Below are 15983 nucleotides of genomic sequence, written 5' to 3'. Positions count from 1 at the left end.
GGCCCTCAGCGGCCTTCGCCGAAGTAGTTGTCCACCAGTTCGGCCAGCGCCTGCATCAGCGGCTCGGCCTCGGGGCCGCTGGTGGTCACGCGGATGGTGCTGCCGCGCGGCGCGACCAGCATCAGCAGGCCCATGATAGAATCGCCCGACACCTTCTCGCCGTCCTTTTCCACGACGGCGCGGGCGTCGAAACGCTCCACCGTCTCGGCGAAGCGGGCCGAGGCGCGGGCGTGCAGTCCCTTTTCGTTGACGATCCGCAGTTCGCGGCTGATCTCGGTCACAGCGCCGCCCGGACCGGAGAAGGCTCGGGGGTGTAGCAGTCGATGTACTTGCGTCCGGCCTCGGCAGCCAGCGCGGCGGCGTCCTCGACCGCCAGGTGACGCGACTTGGCCAGCTTGACCAGCATGGGCAGATTGGCGCCGTAAAGAATGCGGCGGCGCGCGGGCAGGCAGGCCGGCATCGACAGGTTCGAGGGCGAGCCGCCGAACAGGTCCGTGACGATCACGACGCCATCGCCGGTGTCCACGTCGTTGGCGGCCTGGCAGATCTCGTCCTGCTTGGCGGCGCGGTCGTGGTTGTCCTCGATGGTGACGGCCCGGAGGCCGGTCTGCGGTCCGACCACATGCTGGACGGCGGCGACATACTCACGCGCCAGCCCCCCATGTGCGACGATGACGATTCCGATCAACTGCCTTCCACCATTCGCAACGGCACGCCGCCCGCCGATCCCCCGGACACCGCCGGCTGTTCTGGGCGGGCCGGGTCGGCCGGTCGCAGCGCCGAGGCGCGACGTTCCAATTCCCGGTGTCGTTTTGACACCTGCCAGCCCTCTTTCGCAAGCGTGTCGGCCATCAGCTCCACCAAAGTGACGGAACGATGTTGTCCTCCGGTGCAGCCGAAGCCGATCGCCAGATGGGCCTTGCCCTCATCCACCTGCGCGGGCAGCAGGAACAAGATAAGGTCACGGACCTGCTGGAAGAAGGCCCGGAACCGGGGATCTGCCGTCACGTAATCCTGAACCGGCGCGTCCCGCCCGTCAAAGGGCCGCAGCGCCGGTTCCCAATGGGGATTCGCCAGGAAGCGGCAGTCGAACATCATGTCGAGCCCGCGCGGCACCCCCCGCTTGTAGCTGAAGGACTGCAGCGACACCGCCAGTCCCCGCCCGCCGCGCAGGTCGAAGGTCCGCGCGATTTCCGCCCGCAGGTCGTGGGGCGTCAGCTCGGTCGTGTCGATCAGCAGGTCGGCGCGCGCCCGGACCGGGGCCAGCAGGTCGCGCTCGGCGGTGATCGCGTCGGAGGGCGTGCTGTCCGCGCCCAGCGGATGGCGGCGGCGGGTTTCCGAATAGCGCCGCAGCAGCGTTTCCGTGGCGCAGTCCAGATACAGCACCTCGGGCGCGAAACCGGGGTTGCGGGTCAGTGCGTCGATCAGCTCGATCAGGTTGCCGGCCGAGAAATCCCGGTTGCGCACGTCCAGCCCCAGGGCCAGCGGAACGGGGCGCGGCTGGCCGTCCAGAAGGCGCGGAATCAGCGACAGGGGCAGGTTGTCGATGGCCTCGAAACCCATGTCCTCAAGCGCGTGAATCGCGGTGGACCGCCCTGCGCCAGACGGGCCGGTGATCAGCACAAGCCGCTGGGCCTGCGGCTCAAGGCCGTGCTCGACTGCCATTGCCGGATCGCTGTCCAAGGCCCATCCCTTCCGCCGGGGCTGCCCCGGCCTTCAGTCGCACCGTCCGCCGCGCATCAGCTGCATCAGTGCCGATGGAAGATGCGGTCCCATCGGCCCCAACACAAGGGGCAGGTCCACCCCCAGGACGGAGGTGGTGCGGAAAGGCGGCAGTCGCGCGGTTTCCGCCCGCCCCAGGTCCACGACCTGCGCCAGCGGGACAGGGCCGGCAGCATCCGCGCGCAGGATGCCGATGCCGCGCGCCTCGATGCGCCCCCGGATCGCCGGCGGGCAATCGGCCAGCAGACGGCCGTCTTCGACCCGCAGGATCACCCGGTCGTCCGCCACGAGCCGCGCGCCCAGTCCCATCAGCGCCAGCGCCAGCGCCGACTTGCCCGCCCCCGACGGACCGAGGATCAGAAGTCCCCGATCCCCGATTCCGACCGCGCCGGCATGGATCGTGGTCACGGGGCATCCACCCCGCAGTTAACCATTGCGGCAATGATAACGCTAACCACTGCTGGTTGCGCTAACTGCCGCCGCTGTTGGTCTATCTTCATCATTCCGCCATGTTATAGGGGCCGGAAGCACAGCGCGCCCGATCCAAGGAGTTCCCTGCATGGCACAGACCGTCGTCAACCTGAATCGCAAGCTCGAAGACCAGGGTCGTCAGGGTCTGGGTGACCATGTCCCAGGCGCGCCGGTCGCCGCGAACTCGACTCAAGGAACCACCGGCATGGCACAGCCCCGCGTCAACCCGAACTGCAAGCTTGAGGACCAGGGGATCGAGGGTCTGGGCAGCATTCACTACAACCTGCTGGAACCCGCCCTGATCGAGGCGGCGATCCGCCGGGGCGAAGGCAAGCTGGGCCTGGGCGGCGCCTTCCTGGTGTCCACCGGCGCCAAGACCGGCCGGTCGCCCAAGGACAAGTTCGTCGTGCGCACCGCGGGCGTCGAGGATTCGATCTGGTGGGACAACAACGCGCCCATGGAGCCCGAGGCCTTCGACCGTCTGTACGAGGACATGCTGGCCCACATGAAGGGCAAGGAATACTTCGTGCAGGACCTGTTCGGCGGCGCCGACCCCGAACAGCGCCTGGACGTGCGCGTGGTCAGCGAACTGGCCTGGCACAACCTGTTCATCCGCCACCTGCTGCGCCGCCCCAAGGCGTCGGAACTGGCGGGCTTCACCCCGGACTGGACGATCATCAACTGCCCGTCCTTCAAGGCGGACCCGGCCCGGCACGGCTGCCGGACGGAAACGGTCATCGCGCTGAACTTCGAGCGCAAGATGATCCTGATCGGCAACACCGGCTATGCGGGCGAGAACAAGAAGGGCGTGTTCACGCTGCTGAACTACATCCTGCCGGAACGCGGCGTGATGCCGATGCACTGCTCGGCCAACCACGCCATCGGCAACCCGGACGACGTGGCGATCTTCTTCGGCCTGTCGGGCACCGGCAAGACGACGCTGTCGCAGGACCCCTCGCGCACGCTGATCGGCGATGACGAGCACGGCTGGTCGGACAAGGGCGTCTTCAACTTCGAGGGCGGCTGCTACGCCAAGACGATCAACCTGTCGCCCGAGGCCGAGCCCGAGATCTACGCCACGACCCACCGCTTCGGCACCGTGGTCGAGAACATGGTCTATGATCCCGACACGCTGGAACTGGACTTCGCCGACAGCTCGATCACGGAAAACACCCGCTGCGCCTATCCGCTGGACGCGATCTCGAACGCCTCGGAAACCGGCACGGCAGGCGAGCCGAAGAACGTCATCATGCTGACCTCGGACGCTTACGGCGTGATGCCGCCGATCTCGCGCCTGACGCCGCAGCAGGCGATGTACCACTTCCTGTCGGGCTTCACCTCGAAGACCCCGGGCACCGAGGACGGCGTGGTGGAACCGCAGCCGACCTTCTCGACCTGCTTCGGCGCGCCCTTCATGCCGCGCCGCCCCGAGGAATACGGCAAGCTGCTGGAAAAGCGGATCGAGACGTCGGGCGCGACCTGCTGGCTGGTCAACACCGGCTGGACCGGCGGCCCCTTCGGCACCGGCCGCCGGATGCCGATCAAGGCCACCCGCGCCCTTCTGACGGCGGCGCTGGACGGCTCGCTGAACAACGTCGAGTTCCGCCGCGACCCCAACTTCGGCTTCGAGGTCCCGGTCTCGGTGCCGGGCGTCGAGGACAAGCTGCTGGACCCGCGCCAGACCTGGGCGGACGGCGCGGCTTACGACGCGCAGGCCGAGAAGCTGAAGGGCATGTTCCGCGAGAACTTCAAGAAATACGAAGCCAAGGTCGATCAGGCCGTCCGCGACGCGGCGATCTGATCCCGACACCCGGATCGAAAGGGGCCGTCCCGCGAGGGGCGGCCTTTTTCATTGCGCCGCCGGACCGGGGCGCTGCCCCGGACCCCGGGATATTTGGACGAAGAAGAAACAGCAGGGCCGGACCGGGTTCGAAACGACCGGCCAAGCTTCAGGAGCGCGGGGAGAAGGCCTCGTCATGCGCTTCGACGCCGGGGAAATGGTCCCCCCGGCGTCACCAGCGCCCAGCGCTCACCGCTTGCGGATGCGGCGCAGCTTGCGGGCGCGGGCTTCACCGGCCTTGGCGTTTTGCGCGTCGCGGCGGCGCGGGGGTTTCCCGCGGCGGCCCTGGGGACCGCGGGCGACGCTGCGTCCTTCGAGTTCCACCAGTTCCAGCGTCAGCCCGCCGGTGGTCGGGATCGCCTCGGCCAGGCGCACGGTGACGCGCTGGCCGATGCCGATCACCACGCCGCTGTCGGACCCGACCAACGTCTGCGCGTCGCGGTCGAAGTGGAAATACTCGTTCCCGATCTCGCGGATGGGCAGCAACCCGTCCGCCCCCGTCTCGTCCAGCTTGACGAAGGCGCCGAAGCGCTGGACGCCGCTGATGCGGCCGGTGAACTCGGACCCCACGCGGTCGGCCAGATAGGCGGCCAGGTAGCGGTCGGTCGTGTCGCGTTCCGCCGCCATGCTGCGGCGCTCGGTGTCCGAGATGTGCTGGGCGGTGTCCTCCAGCGTCTCGATGTCCTGCGCGGACAGCCCGTCCTTGCCCCAGCCGTGCCCCGAGATCAGCGCGCGGTGCACGATCAGGTCGGAATAGCGGCGGATGGGCGAGGTGAAATGGGCGTAGTTCTTCAGCGCCAGCCCGAAGTGGCCGAGGTTTTCGGCGTTGTAGTAAGCCTGCGTCATCGAGCGCAGGGTGCTGACGTTGATCAGCTCGTCGAAGTCCGTCCCCTGCGCCTGGGCCAGCAGCCGGTTCAGGTGGCTCGTCTGCAGCACCTGTCCCTTGGCCAGCGCAAAGCCCGAGGCCTCGGCCACGTCGCGCAGCGCGTTCAGCTTTTCGGGGCTGGGTTCCTCGTGGACGCGGAACAGCAGCGGGCGGCGCAGGCGGGTCAGTTCCTCGGCGGCGGCGACGTTGGCCAGCACCATGAACTCCTCGATCAGCCGGTGGGCGTCGAAGCGTTCGCGGAAGGCCACGGATTTCACCCGGCCGTCGGGGGTCAGCTCGATCCGGCGTTCCGGCAGGTCGAGGTCCAGCGGCTGGCGGCGCGCGCGGGCGGCCTTGAGCAGCCCGTAGGCCGCGAACAGGGGCCGGATCACGTTGTCCATCAGCGGCGCGGCCTGGTCGTCGGGCGTGCCATCGGCCGCTGCCTGCGCCTGTTCATAGGACAGCGAGGCCATGCTGTTCATCATGCCGCGGTGGAAGTCGTGGCCGATCTTGTTGCCCTGCGCGTCGATCCGCATCCTGACGGCGATCACGGGGCGGTCCACGCCCTCGTGCAGCGAACAGAGGTCGCCCGACAGCACGTCCGGCAGCATCGGCACCACGCGGTCGGGGAAATAGGTCGAGTTGCCCCGGTGCCGCGCTTCCTTGTCCAGCGCCGACTGCGGGCGGACGTAGTGGGCCACGTCCGCGATGGCGACCCACAGGATCATGCCGCCTTCGTTCCGGGGGTCGTCGTCGGGCATGGCCGCCACGGCATCGTCGTGGTCGCGGGCGTCCACCGGGTCGATGGTGACGAGCGGCAGTTCGCGCAGGTCCTCGCGGCCCTTCATGGTGGCGGGGGTCGAGGCGTCGGCCTCGGCCATCACGGCGTCGGGGAAGTCGTCGGGGATGCCGTGCTGGTGGATGGCGATCAGGCTGACCGCGCGGGGGGCCGAGGGGTCGCCCAGCCGTTCCACGATGCGCGCCTGCGGCAGGCCGATGCGGTTGCGCGAGCCGACCTGCTCGGCCTCGACCAGTTCGCCGTCCTTCGCGTCCTGGGTGGCGTCGGCGGCCACGCGCCATTCGCGGTCCACGCCCTTGTCGATGGGGACGATGCGCCCGCCCTCGGTCGCCTTGCGGAAGATGCCGACGACACGGTGGGGCGCGGTGCCGATCCGCCGCATGAGCCGGGCCTGGTACTGGTAGTCCTCGCCCTCGACCTCGGTCAGGCGGACCAGCACGCGCTCGCCCGCGCCCACGGCGGCGTCGGCCTTGCGGGGGGCGAAGAAGATGCGCGGCATGGGGGCGGTGCCCTGCCATTCCATCGGCCTGGCGAAGATGTCCCCGTCCGCGTCGGGCGGCAGGATTTCCACCACGCTGACGGGGGGCAGCTTCTCGTGGTCGCGGTAATGGCGGCGGCGGCGTTCCAGCAGGCCCTCGTCCTCAAGCTCGCGCAGCACGCGCTTCAGCTCGATGCGGTCGCTGCCCTTGATGCCGAAGGCCTTGGCGATGTCGCGCTTGGCGGTGGCGTCGGGATTGTCTGCGATCCATTCGAGGATCTGCTGTCGGGAAGGGATCTGGACCATGGTGTTCACGCTATCACGCCGCTTGCGGCAGGGTTAGAGGGGAAAGCGCGCGCTTGCCTTTCGGTTTCAACGCGTGGACATCGGGCAGCATGAATGCCGTGATCTCGCCGGGCTTCCGGCAGCTTTCCGACTGCGCCGTGATCGTGGCCTGCGACGCGGGCTACCTGCCCTATGCCTCGGTGGTGGCGGGCCAGCTTGCGCGGGCGGGCCGCGGCTGGGACGTGCTGATCGGCTCTCCCGATCCGCTGGACCTGGCCGGCGCGCTGACGGACGCGGGCGTGGGCCATGTCGCGGCCCGCGATGCGGGGTTGGAGGCCGCGCTGCCGCTGGATGGCCGGCGTTCGGTCGCGACCTACATGGACGTGTTCCTCGCGGGCGCCCTGAAGGGACGCTGGCGGCGCATCCTGGTGCTGGACGCCGACATCCTGTTCGAGCGCGGCGATCCGGGGCGGCTGATGGCGGCCGACATGAGGGGCCGCGCCGTGGCGGCCGTGCGCGACAACCGGCAATGGCGGCAACCGGGCAAGCGGGTGCCGGACTTCAGGAAGCTCGGCTGGCCCGCGGCGCCCTACTTCAACGCGGGCGTGGTGATGGTGGATACGGATGCCTGGGCGGAACAGGACATGGCCGCCCGCTGCGCGGCCTTCGCCCGGACGCACCTGGCAGGGCTGGGCCGCGACCAGGCGCTGCTGAACGGGGTGCTGCGCGGCAACTGGGCCGAGATGAGCCCGCTGTGGAACTGGCAGTTCACCTGGGCCTCGGCGCATCTTTCCGCGATGGCGGACCCCTGCCTTGTCCATTTCATCGGGCCAGAGAAGCCCTGGCTGAAGCGGTCCGAGGGGATCGTGCCGCTGCGCTGGAGGGCGGCCTATGCCGCCCTGCCCGGCGCCGACGAGGGGCTGGGCCGCCGCCACTGGCCGGACCGCCGCCGACTGGGCCGCGCGCTTCTGCGGCAATGGCGGGCGGCGGGGCCGATGCTGGATTACCTGAGCCGCTTTCCCGACGAATACAGGCTGCTCGACCCGCGCTAGGCGGCCGCGTCCCGCAGCGCACGCACCCGGGCGGCAAGATCGGCAAGGTCGTCGTCGGGGATGCCCAGCTGGGCCAGATGCGCAACGGTGTTGTAAAGGTAATCGGCGTTCGGCCCCCTGCCCCCGCAGGCCAGGGCGATGATCGCCGCCTGCTCGTCCGGCGACAGGCCCGCCGCATATTGCCAGTGGTCGGGGCGCATGACGTAGGTCACGGCCTCGACCCGGCGGCCGTCCGCCAGCGCCAGGGGAACAAGCGCCTCGCGGTAGGCCTCGGTCACGAGTTCGCGGGCGCGGATGGCGGCGATCACCCCGGGCCACAGGGAATCCTCGACCCGCAGGGCCAGGCCCGTGCAGTCGCGGCCGGGGTGGGGTTCCAGCCCCAGCACGAGGCCGGGGCAAGCCTCGGTTCCCCGATGGCGGATGGACCGCAGGCAGAAGCTGCGCCGCCAGCCATCGGCCTGGGCGATGACGGACTCGGCCACCGGAAATTCGGGAGCCCACATCAACGAGCCGTAGCCGAAGACCCAGAAGCCGTCATCCATCGCTTGCCCTTTCCGTCCGGCGCAGGTTAGGCCGGTCCTGCATGATTTCAAGAGAGGCACCGTGAAGACGCTGGCGATCCTTTTGCTGCTGATCGGGGGCGCCGTGGCGGCGGCCTGGCTGGGGGGCGAAACCTGGCTTGCGCGCAAGGCCCAGGCCATGATCGCCGAGGACCCGCGCGTCGAAGCCTCCCAGGTCACCCCCCTGCGCGAGATCGACCGGATCGGCCTGGGCCTTACCGAGGTCGAGATCGCCACGCCCGGAGGCGATGCCCTGCTGCCCGAAGTCGAACTGTGGGCCGCGCCCACGTCGCCCACCCAGTTCCACGCGGCGCTGCCCCCCGTCATGACCCTTCCGGTGATGGGCCGCCCGCTGGCGGTGACGGCGGCCGACGCGGTGCTGACGCTGCGCGTTTCTCCCGGCAGCGACATGGCGATCAGCCGGGTGGCGGCCGCCAGCGGCCCCGTGGCGATCGAGGGCCATCCGCTGCTGGGGGCGCTGGACGCGCAGGCGCAGCTGGTGGCGATGGGGGCCGCTGCCCCCCGCGACGCCCGTGCGGCCTATGACCTGGGCGGCAGCCTGCGCGACCTGACGGGCCTGGGGCTGCTGCCCCGCCCGCCCGCGCTTGGCGACCGGGCCATTTCCGTCGAGGGCGCCGCGCGGGTCTTCCTGACCGCGCCCTTCCGCCAGGCGGCGGATGCCCCGCAGCCGCGGCTGGTCGGCATCTCGTCCGAGGGCGTGACGCTGACGCTGGGCGACCAGTCCCTGCGGCTGGCGGGCACGGTCCGGCCGGGCGCGGACGGGCGGACCGAGGGCGCGGCCTTCGTTTACACCACCGATGCGCGCGCCTGGCTGCAACTGGCCGCCGACCTGGACGCCATTCCCGCCGTCACCGTGGCGCTGGCCGACACCGTGCTGCAGCAGGCCGCGGAAACCCCCGTGGACCTGCCCGCGGGCGTTCCCGCACCGGCCGAGCCCGCAGAGGGCGAGCTGCGGGTGCCGCTGATCTTCCGGGACGGCAAGACCTTTCTCGGCCCCCTGTCCCTGGGCGAGGCGCCGCCGTTCCCCGCCTAGCGGACGGCCTTGGCCGCCGCCCGGCCGAAGTCGGGCGCGGCGGTGTCCTGGCCGGCCTCGATGATGCCGCGGCGGATGGCGCGGGTGCCGGTGAAATACTTGTGCAGATGCTCGCCGTCGCCCATGCGGATGGCGCGCTGCAGGACGAACAGCTCCTCGGCGAAGCGGCCGAGGATGTCGAGCGTGGCGTCCTTGTTGTGCAGGAACACGTCGCGCCACATGGTCGGGTCGGAGGCCGCGATCCGGGTGAAGTCGCGGAAACCCGCGGCGGAATAGCGGACGACCTCGGATTCCGTGACGCGACGCAGGTGATCCGCGACGCCGACCATGGTGTAGGCGATCAGGTGCGGCACATGGCTGGTGACGGCCAGCACGAGGTCGTGGTGCGGCGCCTCCATCCTGTCCACGTTGGCGCCCATGGCGCGCACCAGCGCGGAAAGCTTCTCCACCGCCTCAGGGTCGCTGTCCGGCAGGGGCGTCAGCAGCCACCAGCGGTTGCGGAACAGCGTGGCAAAGCCCGACCGGGGGCCGGAATGTTCCGTCCCGGCCAGCGGATGGCCGGGGATGAAATGCACGCCCTCGGGCACATGGGGGCCGACCGCGTCGATCACCGACTGCTTGACCGAGCCCACGTCGGTCAGGATGGCGCCCGGCGCGAGATGCGGGGCGATCTCGGCCGCGACCGCGCCCATCGCGCCCACGGGGACCGCCAGGACCACGAGGTCCGCGCCCGCGACGGCCTCGGCGGCGCTGTCCACCACCTCGTCCACCAGCCCGATCTCTCGCGCCGTGTCGCGCGTTTCGGCCGAACGGGCATAGCCCACGACGCGGGCGGCAAGCCCCCCCTCGCGCATGGCAAGCGACATGGAGCCCGCGATCAGGCCGAGGCCGATCAGGGCGACGCGCTGGAAGATCGGCCCCTCGCTCATCGGGTGGCCATGAACTGGCCGACGACCTGCGCCACGCGGCGGCAGGCGGCCTCGTCCCCGATTGTGATCCGCAGGCACTGCGGCAGGCCATAGCCGCCGACGCGCCGGACGATGATCCCGTCCTCGCGCAGGGCGGCGTCGCAGGCGGCGGCGGTGGCCTCGTCCGCGAAGCGCGCAAGGATGAAGTTCGCGTGCGACGGATCGGAAGGCACCCCGTGGCGGGCCAGCGCGGCCGCAAGCCAGTCACGCATCCGGGCGTTCTCGGCCCGCGCATGATCCACGTGGCTGCGGTCGCGGACGGCGGCCTCGGCCCCCTCCAGCGCGACGTTGGACAGGTTGAAAGGCCCGCGGATGCGGTTCAGCACGTCGATGACCTCGCGCGCGCCATAGCCCCAGCCGACCCGCAGCCCCCCGAGGCCGTAGATCTTCGAGAAGGTCCGCGTCATCACGACGTTGGGCAGCCGCGTCGCCAGTTCCGCCCCGCCGTCGAAATCGGGGCTGACGTATTCCGCATAGGCCGCGTCGATCACCAGGATCGCCTGCGGCACGGCAAGGGCCAGCCGCTCAAGCTCGGCCGTCTCGATCATCGTGCCGGTCGGGTTGTTGGGGTTGGCGACGAAGATCAGCCGCGTTTCGGGCGTGGCCGCCGCGATCAGCGCGTCGATGTCGGTGGTCCGCTCGCGTTCCGGCGCCTCGACCGGGGTGGCGCCTGCCGCCATCGCGCTGATGCGGTACATCAGAAAGCCGTGTTCCGTGAACAGCACCTCGGTCCCCGGGCCAGCATAGGACTGGCAGAGGAAATGGATGATCTCGTCCGAGCCCACGCCGCAGATGATGCGGTCGGGGTCGAGCCCGTGAACCTCGCCGATCGCCGCCCGCAGCCGGGCGTGGTCGGTCGAGGGATAGCGGTGCATCGCCTGCGCCGCATGGGCCACCGCCTCGCGCGCAGCCGCCGGCGGCCCGAAGGGGTTCTCGTTGGAACTGAGCTTCAGCACGTCGCTGCGGCCCGACAGGGTGGCGCTGCCGGCCTCGTACAGCGCGATGTCCATGATGCCGGGCTGGGGCGTGACCTGAAGGGACGGCGTCTGGGTCATGGAAGGGCTCTCGGCTGCGGATGGGGGCGTCTTAGGCAAGCGGGGGCGCGATGGGAAGGGGCCTCACAGGTGGCTGAGGAGGGCGCGGGGCCTGTTGACCCCGCCCGCGCCCGGGCCGACAAGGCCGCATGCGTCTTTCCGACTTCGACTTCGAGCTGCCCGAGCGGCTGATCGCCACCCGTCCCGCCCGGCCGCGCAGTTCCGCGCGGCTGCTGGTCGCGCGCGGTGACGCCATCACCGATGCGCGGGTCAGCGACCTGCCCTCGTTCCTGCGTTCCGGCGACCTGCTGGTCCTGAACGACACCCGCGTGATCCCCGCGCGCCTGACCGGCACCCGCACCCGCGATTCCGCGCAAGGCCCGGCCACCGCCCGGATCGAGGTCACGCTGCTGGAACCGGCCCCCGGCGGGCATTGGCAGGCGCTGGCCAAGCCCCTGCGCAAGCTGCGGCAGGGCGAGGTCATCCGCTTCGGCGAGGCGCTGTCGGCCCGTGTCGAGGCGATCACCGAGGCGGGCCTGACCCTTTCCTTCGACGCCGAGGGCGAGGCCTTCGACGCGGCGCTGGCGCAGGTGGGCGCGATGCCCCTGCCCCCCTATATCGCCGCGCTGCGCGCACCGGACGAACAGGACCGCACCGACTACCAGACCGTCTGGGCCGAACGCCCCGGCGCCGTCGCCGCACCTACGGCGAGCCTGCATTTCGACGAACCCCTGCTGGACGCCTTGGACGCGATGGGGGTGCGCCGCGTCCATGTCACGCTGCACGTGGGCGCGGGCACCTTCCTGCCGGTCAAGACCGACGACGTGAGCCGGCACCGGATGCACGCCGAGCGCGGCATCGTCACGGCGGAAGCCGCCGCCGCGATCAACGCGGCCCGCGCCGAAGGCCGCCGCGTGATCCCGGTCGGCACCACCGCCCTGCGCCTGATCGAATCGGCGGCGTCCGAGGACGGCCTCGTCCATCCCTTCGATGCGCAGACGGACATCTTCATCCGACCCGGCTATCGCTTCCGCGTCACGGACGGTCTGATGACGAACTTCCACCTGCCCAAATCCACGCTGATGATGCTTGTCTCGGCGCTGATGGGAACCGAACGCATCCGCGCGATCTATGCCCATGCCGTTCACGAGAACTACAGGTTCTTCAGCTACGGCGACGCGTCGCTGCTGCTGCCCCGGGAATCATGATCGCCGTCCTGCGCACCACCTGGCCGCTGCTGCTGGGCGTCCTTCTGCTGATGGTCGGCAACGGGATGCAAGGCACGCTGCTGGGCATCCGCGGGGAAATCGAGGGCATCTCGACCACCCAGATGTCCGTGGTCATGGCCGCCTATTTCGGCGGCTTCGTGCTGGGCAGCCTGATCGTGCCGGGGATGATCCAGCGCGTGGGACATGTGCGCGTCTTTGCCGCGCTGGGCTCGCTGATCTCGGCGGTGCTGATCGTCTACGCCGCCGCGCCCAACTGGATCGCCTGGACGCTGATGCGCCTGTTGATCGGTTTCAGCTTCTGCGGCGTCTATATCACCGCCGAAAGCTGGGTGAACGCCAGCGCCGGCAACGAGACGCGCGGCCGCGCCATGTCGGCCTATTTCATCGTGCAGATGCTGGGCCTCGTCACGGGGCAGGTCCTGATGAACGTGGGCGATCCCGGCGGCTGGATGCTTTTCGTCATCCCCTCGGTCCTGGTGTCGGTGGCCTTCACGCCGATCCTGCTGGCCCAGGTTCCCGCGCCCCGCTTCGAGACCATCGCGCCCATGAGCATGGCGCGGCTTTACCGGACCTCGCCGCTGGGCTGCATCGGCATCTTCCTGATCGGGGGCGTCTTTTCGGCGGTGATGGGGATGGGCTCGGTCTGGGCGGCCTCGATCGGGATGAGCGTGCGCGAGATCTCGGCCTTTGTCGCCGCGCTGTGGATCGGCGGGCTCATGGCGCAGTATCCCGTGGGCTGGCTGTCGGACCGGCTGGACCGGCGCCTGCTGATCACGGCGCTGGCGGTCTTCGGCGCGCTGGTGACGGTGGTGGCCGCGGCCATTCCGGCCGGGATCTGGGGCTATCTGCTGGCCGCGGCCCTGGTCGGTGGCGTGGCGAACCCCGTTTATGCGTTGCTGATCGCCTATACCAACGACTTCCTGGACACCTCGGACATGGCAGCCGCTTCGGCGGGGCTGCTGCTGATCAACGGGGCGGGGTCGGTGTTCGGGCCGATCCTGACCGGCTGGCTGATGGCCGTGATCGGCCCCGAGGGCTTCTGGATCTACATGGCCGTGCTGCTGGCGGCCCTCGGCCTTTACGGCGGCTGGCGCATGACCCGGCGCGCCACGCCCCCCATGGACCAGAGCTATGCCGTCCTGTCGCCCTCGGCGACGCCCGTCGCGGTCGAGACCGCCCTGGCCGAAGCCGGCGACGGCCACCCTTCCCCGCAGGAGCGCACCTTATGACCATGACCGATCCCACCCCTGCCGAGATCATCCGCTTCTGGATCGACGAGGTCGGCCCCAAGGGCTGGTACAGCCAGAGCGGCGATCTGGACCGGGACATCCGCGACCGCTTCACCGCCGCCTGGATCGACGCGCCCCGGCTGGCCGAGGCATGGGCGGGCACGGCGGAAGGATCGCTCGCGGCCCTGATCCTGACCGACCAGTTCCCGCGCAACATGTTCCGAAACGACGCGCGCGCCTTTTCGACCGACCCCCTGGCGCTTCGCATCGCCCGCGCCGCGCTGGACGCGGGCCACGACCTTGCCACCCCCGAACCCGGGCGGCAGTTCTTCTACCTGCCCTTCGAACACAGCGAGGAGCTGCCCGACCAGGACCGGAGCGTCGCGCTGTTCGCCGAGCGGATGCCGGGCGAGAGCCTTCTGCACGCGCGGATCCACCGCGACACCATCGCGAAGTTCGGCCGCTTTCCCTGGCGCAACGAGGCCCTGGGCCGCACCCCCACCGAAGCCGAGCGGATGGTGATGGAGGCGGGCGGCTATGGCGCGCTCGTTTCGGGCAAGCTGTCGCTTGCCGATCTGCCCTGAGCCTGCAAATGTGACGGAACGTCCGAATGCAAGAGGTTCCGATGGCACAGAGTTTCGACGTGGTGGTGATCGGGGCCGGCCCCGGCGGCTATGTCTGCGCGATCCGCGCGGCGCAGCTGGGGCTCAAGGTCGCCTGCGTGGAACGCGAGCACCTGGGCGGCATCTGCCTCAACTGGGGCTGCATCCCGACCAAGGCCATGCTGCGCTCGGCCGAGGTTTTCCACCTGTTCGAACGGGCCAAGGACTTCGGGCTGAAGGCCGAGGGCTTCGGCTATGACCTCGACGCCGTGGTGCAGCGGTCCCGCGGCGTCGCCAAGCAGTTGGCGGGCGGCGTCGGGCACCTGCTGAAGAAGAACAAGGTTTCCGTGATCATGGGCGAGGCGAAGCTGACCGCGCCCGGCAAGCTGTCCGTCAAGACCGACAAGGGCACCGAGGAGCTGACGGCGAAATCCATCGTGCTCGCCACCGGCGCGCGGGCGCGCGAGCTGCCGGGACTTGAGGCCGACGGCGAACTCGTCTGGACCTACAAGCACGCGCTGGTGCCCAAGCGCATGCCCAAGAAGCTGCTGGTCATCGGCTCGGGCGCCATCGGGATCGAGTTCGCGTCCTTCTTCAACACCCTGGGCGCCGACACCACGGTGGTCGAGGTCATGGACCGCGTGCTGCCCGTCGAGGACGCCGAGATCAGCGCCTTCGCCAAGAAGCAGTTCGTCAAGCAGGGCATGAAGATCATGGAGAAATCCACGGTCAAGAAGCTCGACCGCAAGGGCGCGACCGTGACCGCCCATATCGAGACGAACGGCAAGACCGAGACGCAGGACTTCGACACGGTGATCTCGGCCGTGGGCATCGTCGGCAATGTCGAGGGGCTGGGGCTCGAGGAACTGGGGGTGAAGATCGACCGCACCCATGTCCTGACCGACGAATACTGCCGCACGGGGGTCGAGGGGCTTTACGCCATCGGCGACGTCGCGGGCGCACCCTGGCTGGCGCACAAGGCCAGCCACGAAGGCGTGATGGTGGCCGAGCTGATCGCGGGCCAGCACGTCCATCCGGTCAAGCCCTCGAACATCCCCGGCTGCACCTATTGCCAGCCGCAGGTCGCCTCGGTCGGGCTGACGGAAGCCAAGGCGAAGGAACTGGGCCACGAGGTCCGCGTCGGCCGCTTCCCCTTCATGGGCAACGGCAAGGCCATCGCGCTGGGCGAGCCGGATGGGATGGTCAAGACCGTCTTCGACGCCAAGACCGGCGAGCTTCTGGGCGCCCACATGGTCGGCGCCGAGGTGACCGAACTGATCCAGGGCTACACGGTCGGCAAGACGGCGGAACTGACCGAGGAAGACTTCATGCACACCGTCTTCCCGCATCCCACGCTGAGCGAGATGATGCATGAAGCGGTGCTGGACGCCTATGGGCGGGTGATCCACTTCTAAGTCACCGCTTGCGTCGCCGCCGGACTTGGGCTCTGCCCCGGACCCCAGGATATTTGTGACCGTCCGAAGGGAGGTCGCCGAGCTAACGCGCGGGCGAACGAGGCGGACACGATCGCAGTCGGATTGGCGCAGGGCCAGGACGATGCCAGGACAGACAGGCTTCGCAATGAGGCGCTGCTTTGGCGTGCACCGCGCCAGTCGCGGTGCCGTATCATGAAACCAGTGCCAGCATAGGGAGCAGGCCACCGGTCGGTTTGAGCCCAAAGCTGACGTTCATCCGTGCTGCGGTGTTCTCAGATGCTGCCCTCCACACAGGATCCAGCGAGATTCTCATCGATCTCGAGGCTGTCCGCAGCGGAGCGGTCACTGGGAAGGAATAC

15 protein-coding genes are annotated in these 15983 nt (G+C 69.6%); 7 read left to right on the top strand and 8 right to left on the bottom strand.

Translation table 11 applies throughout. The features are described 5' to 3' along the window. Positions 1-5 precede the first annotated feature (5 nt). Genes CK240_RS02905 through CK240_RS02890 form a run of 4 tightly spaced genes read right to left on the bottom strand, consistent with a single transcriptional unit; the run spans position 6 to position 2130 of the window. The gene (locus tag CK240_RS02905) at positions 6-281 is read right to left on the bottom strand and encodes an HPr family phosphocarrier protein (protein ID WP_420818599.1); all 276 of its coding nucleotides are present in this window, start codon (positions 279-281) and stop codon (positions 6-8) included. Further along, a complete protein-coding gene (locus CK240_RS02900) occupies positions 278-688 on the bottom strand; it encodes a PTS sugar transporter subunit IIA (protein WP_095638843.1) in 411 nt (136 codons plus the stop codon). The genes CK240_RS02905 and CK240_RS02900 overlap by 4 nt, the downstream gene beginning before the upstream one ends. Next, on the bottom strand, positions 685-1665 hold the full coding sequence (rapZ, locus tag CK240_RS02895) for an RNase adapter RapZ (protein WP_095638842.1): 981 nt from the start codon (positions 1663-1665) through the stop codon (positions 685-687). Before rapZ ends, CK240_RS02900 begins: the two co-directional genes overlap by 4 nt. 51 nt (positions 1666-1716) lie before the next feature. Continuing rightward, positions 1717-2130: an HPr kinase/phosphorylase gene (locus CK240_RS02890; protein ID WP_095638841.1), complete on the bottom strand. Its 414-nt coding sequence runs from the start codon at positions 2128-2130 to the stop codon at positions 1717-1719. Positions 2131-2398: 268 nt separating this feature from the next. Here CK240_RS02890 and CK240_RS02885 point away from each other — a divergent pair, with 268 nt between their 5' ends. Then, positions 2399-3994: a phosphoenolpyruvate carboxykinase gene (locus tag CK240_RS02885; protein ID WP_095639224.1), complete on the top strand. Its 1596-nt coding sequence runs from the start codon at positions 2399-2401 to the stop codon at positions 3992-3994. 228 nt (positions 3995-4222) lie between these two features. Here the strand turns inward: CK240_RS02885 and rnr are convergent, their stop codons facing one another. Then, the gene (rnr, locus tag CK240_RS02880) at positions 4223-6481 is read right to left on the bottom strand and encodes a ribonuclease R (protein ID WP_095639223.1); all 2259 of its coding nucleotides are present in this window, start codon (positions 6479-6481) and stop codon (positions 4223-4225) included. 89 nt (positions 6482-6570) lie between these two features. Between rnr and CK240_RS02875 the strand changes: the two genes are divergently transcribed. Next, positions 6571-7512, top strand: a complete 942-nt coding sequence (locus tag CK240_RS02875; protein WP_095638840.1) for a glycosyltransferase family 8 protein — start codon at positions 6571-6573, stop codon at positions 7510-7512. Here CK240_RS02875 and CK240_RS02870 read toward each other — a convergent pair. After that, on the bottom strand, positions 7509-8054 hold the full coding sequence (locus CK240_RS02870) for a gamma-glutamylcyclotransferase (RefSeq protein ID WP_095638839.1): 546 nt from the start codon (positions 8052-8054) through the stop codon (positions 7509-7511). The two genes, CK240_RS02875 and CK240_RS02870, sit on opposite strands and share 4 nt — an antisense overlap. 61 nt (positions 8055-8115) lie before the next feature. Between CK240_RS02870 and CK240_RS02865 the strand changes: the two genes are divergently transcribed. Further along, positions 8116-9126, top strand: coding sequence for a DUF2125 domain-containing protein (locus CK240_RS02865; RefSeq protein ID WP_095638838.1), 1011 nt, complete (start codon positions 8116-8118; stop codon positions 9124-9126). On the opposite strand, the gene CK240_RS02860 is transcribed toward CK240_RS02865, so the two are convergent. Together CK240_RS02860 and hisC are read right to left on the bottom strand one after the other, a co-directional pair. Then, positions 9123-10055: a prephenate/arogenate dehydrogenase family protein gene (locus tag CK240_RS02860; RefSeq protein WP_095638837.1), complete on the bottom strand. Its 933-nt coding sequence runs from the start codon at positions 10053-10055 to the stop codon at positions 9123-9125. The two genes, CK240_RS02865 and CK240_RS02860, sit on opposite strands and share 4 nt — an antisense overlap. Continuing rightward, positions 10052-11149, bottom strand: coding sequence for a histidinol-phosphate transaminase (gene hisC / locus CK240_RS02855; protein ID WP_095638836.1), 1098 nt, complete (start codon positions 11147-11149; stop codon positions 10052-10054). The genes CK240_RS02860 and hisC overlap by 4 nt, the downstream gene beginning before the upstream one ends. 128 nt (positions 11150-11277) lie before the next feature. Here hisC and queA point away from each other — a divergent pair, with 128 nt between their 5' ends. The 4 genes from queA to lpdA are packed head-to-tail and all read left to right on the top strand — an operon-like array spanning position 11278 to position 15603. Further along, complete coding sequence (gene queA, locus CK240_RS02850) at positions 11278-12336, top strand: tRNA preQ1(34) S-adenosylmethionine ribosyltransferase-isomerase QueA (protein ID WP_095638835.1); 1059 nt, start codon at positions 11278-11280, stop codon at positions 12334-12336. Further along, on the top strand, positions 12333-13586 hold the full coding sequence (locus CK240_RS02845) for an MFS transporter (protein WP_095638834.1): 1254 nt from the start codon (positions 12333-12335) through the stop codon (positions 13584-13586). Before queA ends, CK240_RS02845 begins: the two co-directional genes overlap by 4 nt. Continuing rightward, positions 13583-14170 carry a DUF924 family protein gene (locus CK240_RS02840; RefSeq protein WP_095638833.1) on the top strand — a complete coding sequence of 196 codons (588 nt, stop codon included), beginning with the start codon at positions 13583-13585 and terminating at the stop codon, positions 14168-14170. Before CK240_RS02845 ends, CK240_RS02840 begins: the two co-directional genes overlap by 4 nt. A 41-nt stretch (positions 14171-14211) precedes the next feature. Continuing rightward, entirely contained in the window at positions 14212-15603 is a 1392-nt protein-coding gene (gene lpdA, locus CK240_RS02835) for a dihydrolipoyl dehydrogenase (RefSeq protein ID WP_095638832.1), read from the top strand. Positions 15604-15983 lie beyond the last annotated feature (380 nt).

Origin of the sequence: Paracoccus salipaludis (genome assembly GCF_002287065.1) — a bacterium.
Taxonomy (GTDB): Bacteria; Pseudomonadota; Alphaproteobacteria; order Rhodobacterales; family Rhodobacteraceae; genus Paracoccus; species Paracoccus salipaludis.
Note: the sequence above shows the minus strand (reverse complement) of the source record. Positions and strands in the feature narration are given on the sequence as shown.

Coding starts and splice junctions, on each gene's coding strand:
- CK240_RS02870 (WP_095638839.1), bottom strand. CDS start 8,054: ATGGATGACGGCTTCTGGGTCTTCGGCTACGGCTCGTTGATGTGGGCT.
- rapZ (WP_095638842.1), bottom strand. CDS start 1,665: ATGGCAGTCGAGCACGGCCTTGAGCCGCAGGCCCAGCGGCTTGTGCTG.
- CK240_RS02885 (WP_095639224.1), top strand. CDS start 2,399: ATGGCACAGCCCCGCGTCAACCCGAACTGCAAGCTTGAGGACCAGGGG.
- queA (WP_095638835.1), top strand. CDS start 11,278: ATGCGTCTTTCCGACTTCGACTTCGAGCTGCCCGAGCGGCTGATCGCC.
- CK240_RS02840 (WP_095638833.1), top strand. CDS start 13,583: ATGACCATGACCGATCCCACCCCTGCCGAGATCATCCGCTTCTGGATC.
- CK240_RS02845 (WP_095638834.1), top strand. CDS start 12,333: ATGATCGCCGTCCTGCGCACCACCTGGCCGCTGCTGCTGGGCGTCCTT.
- CK240_RS02860 (WP_095638837.1), bottom strand. CDS start 10,055: ATGAGCGAGGGGCCGATCTTCCAGCGCGTCGCCCTGATCGGCCTCGGC.
- rnr (WP_095639223.1), bottom strand. CDS start 6,481: ATGGTCCAGATCCCTTCCCGACAGCAGATCCTCGAATGGATCGCAGAC.
- hisC (WP_095638836.1), bottom strand. CDS start 11,149: ATGACCCAGACGCCGTCCCTTCAGGTCACGCCCCAGCCCGGCATCATG.
- lpdA (WP_095638832.1), top strand. CDS start 14,212: ATGGCACAGAGTTTCGACGTGGTGGTGATCGGGGCCGGCCCCGGCGGC.
- CK240_RS02875 (WP_095638840.1), top strand. CDS start 6,571: ATGAATGCCGTGATCTCGCCGGGCTTCCGGCAGCTTTCCGACTGCGCC.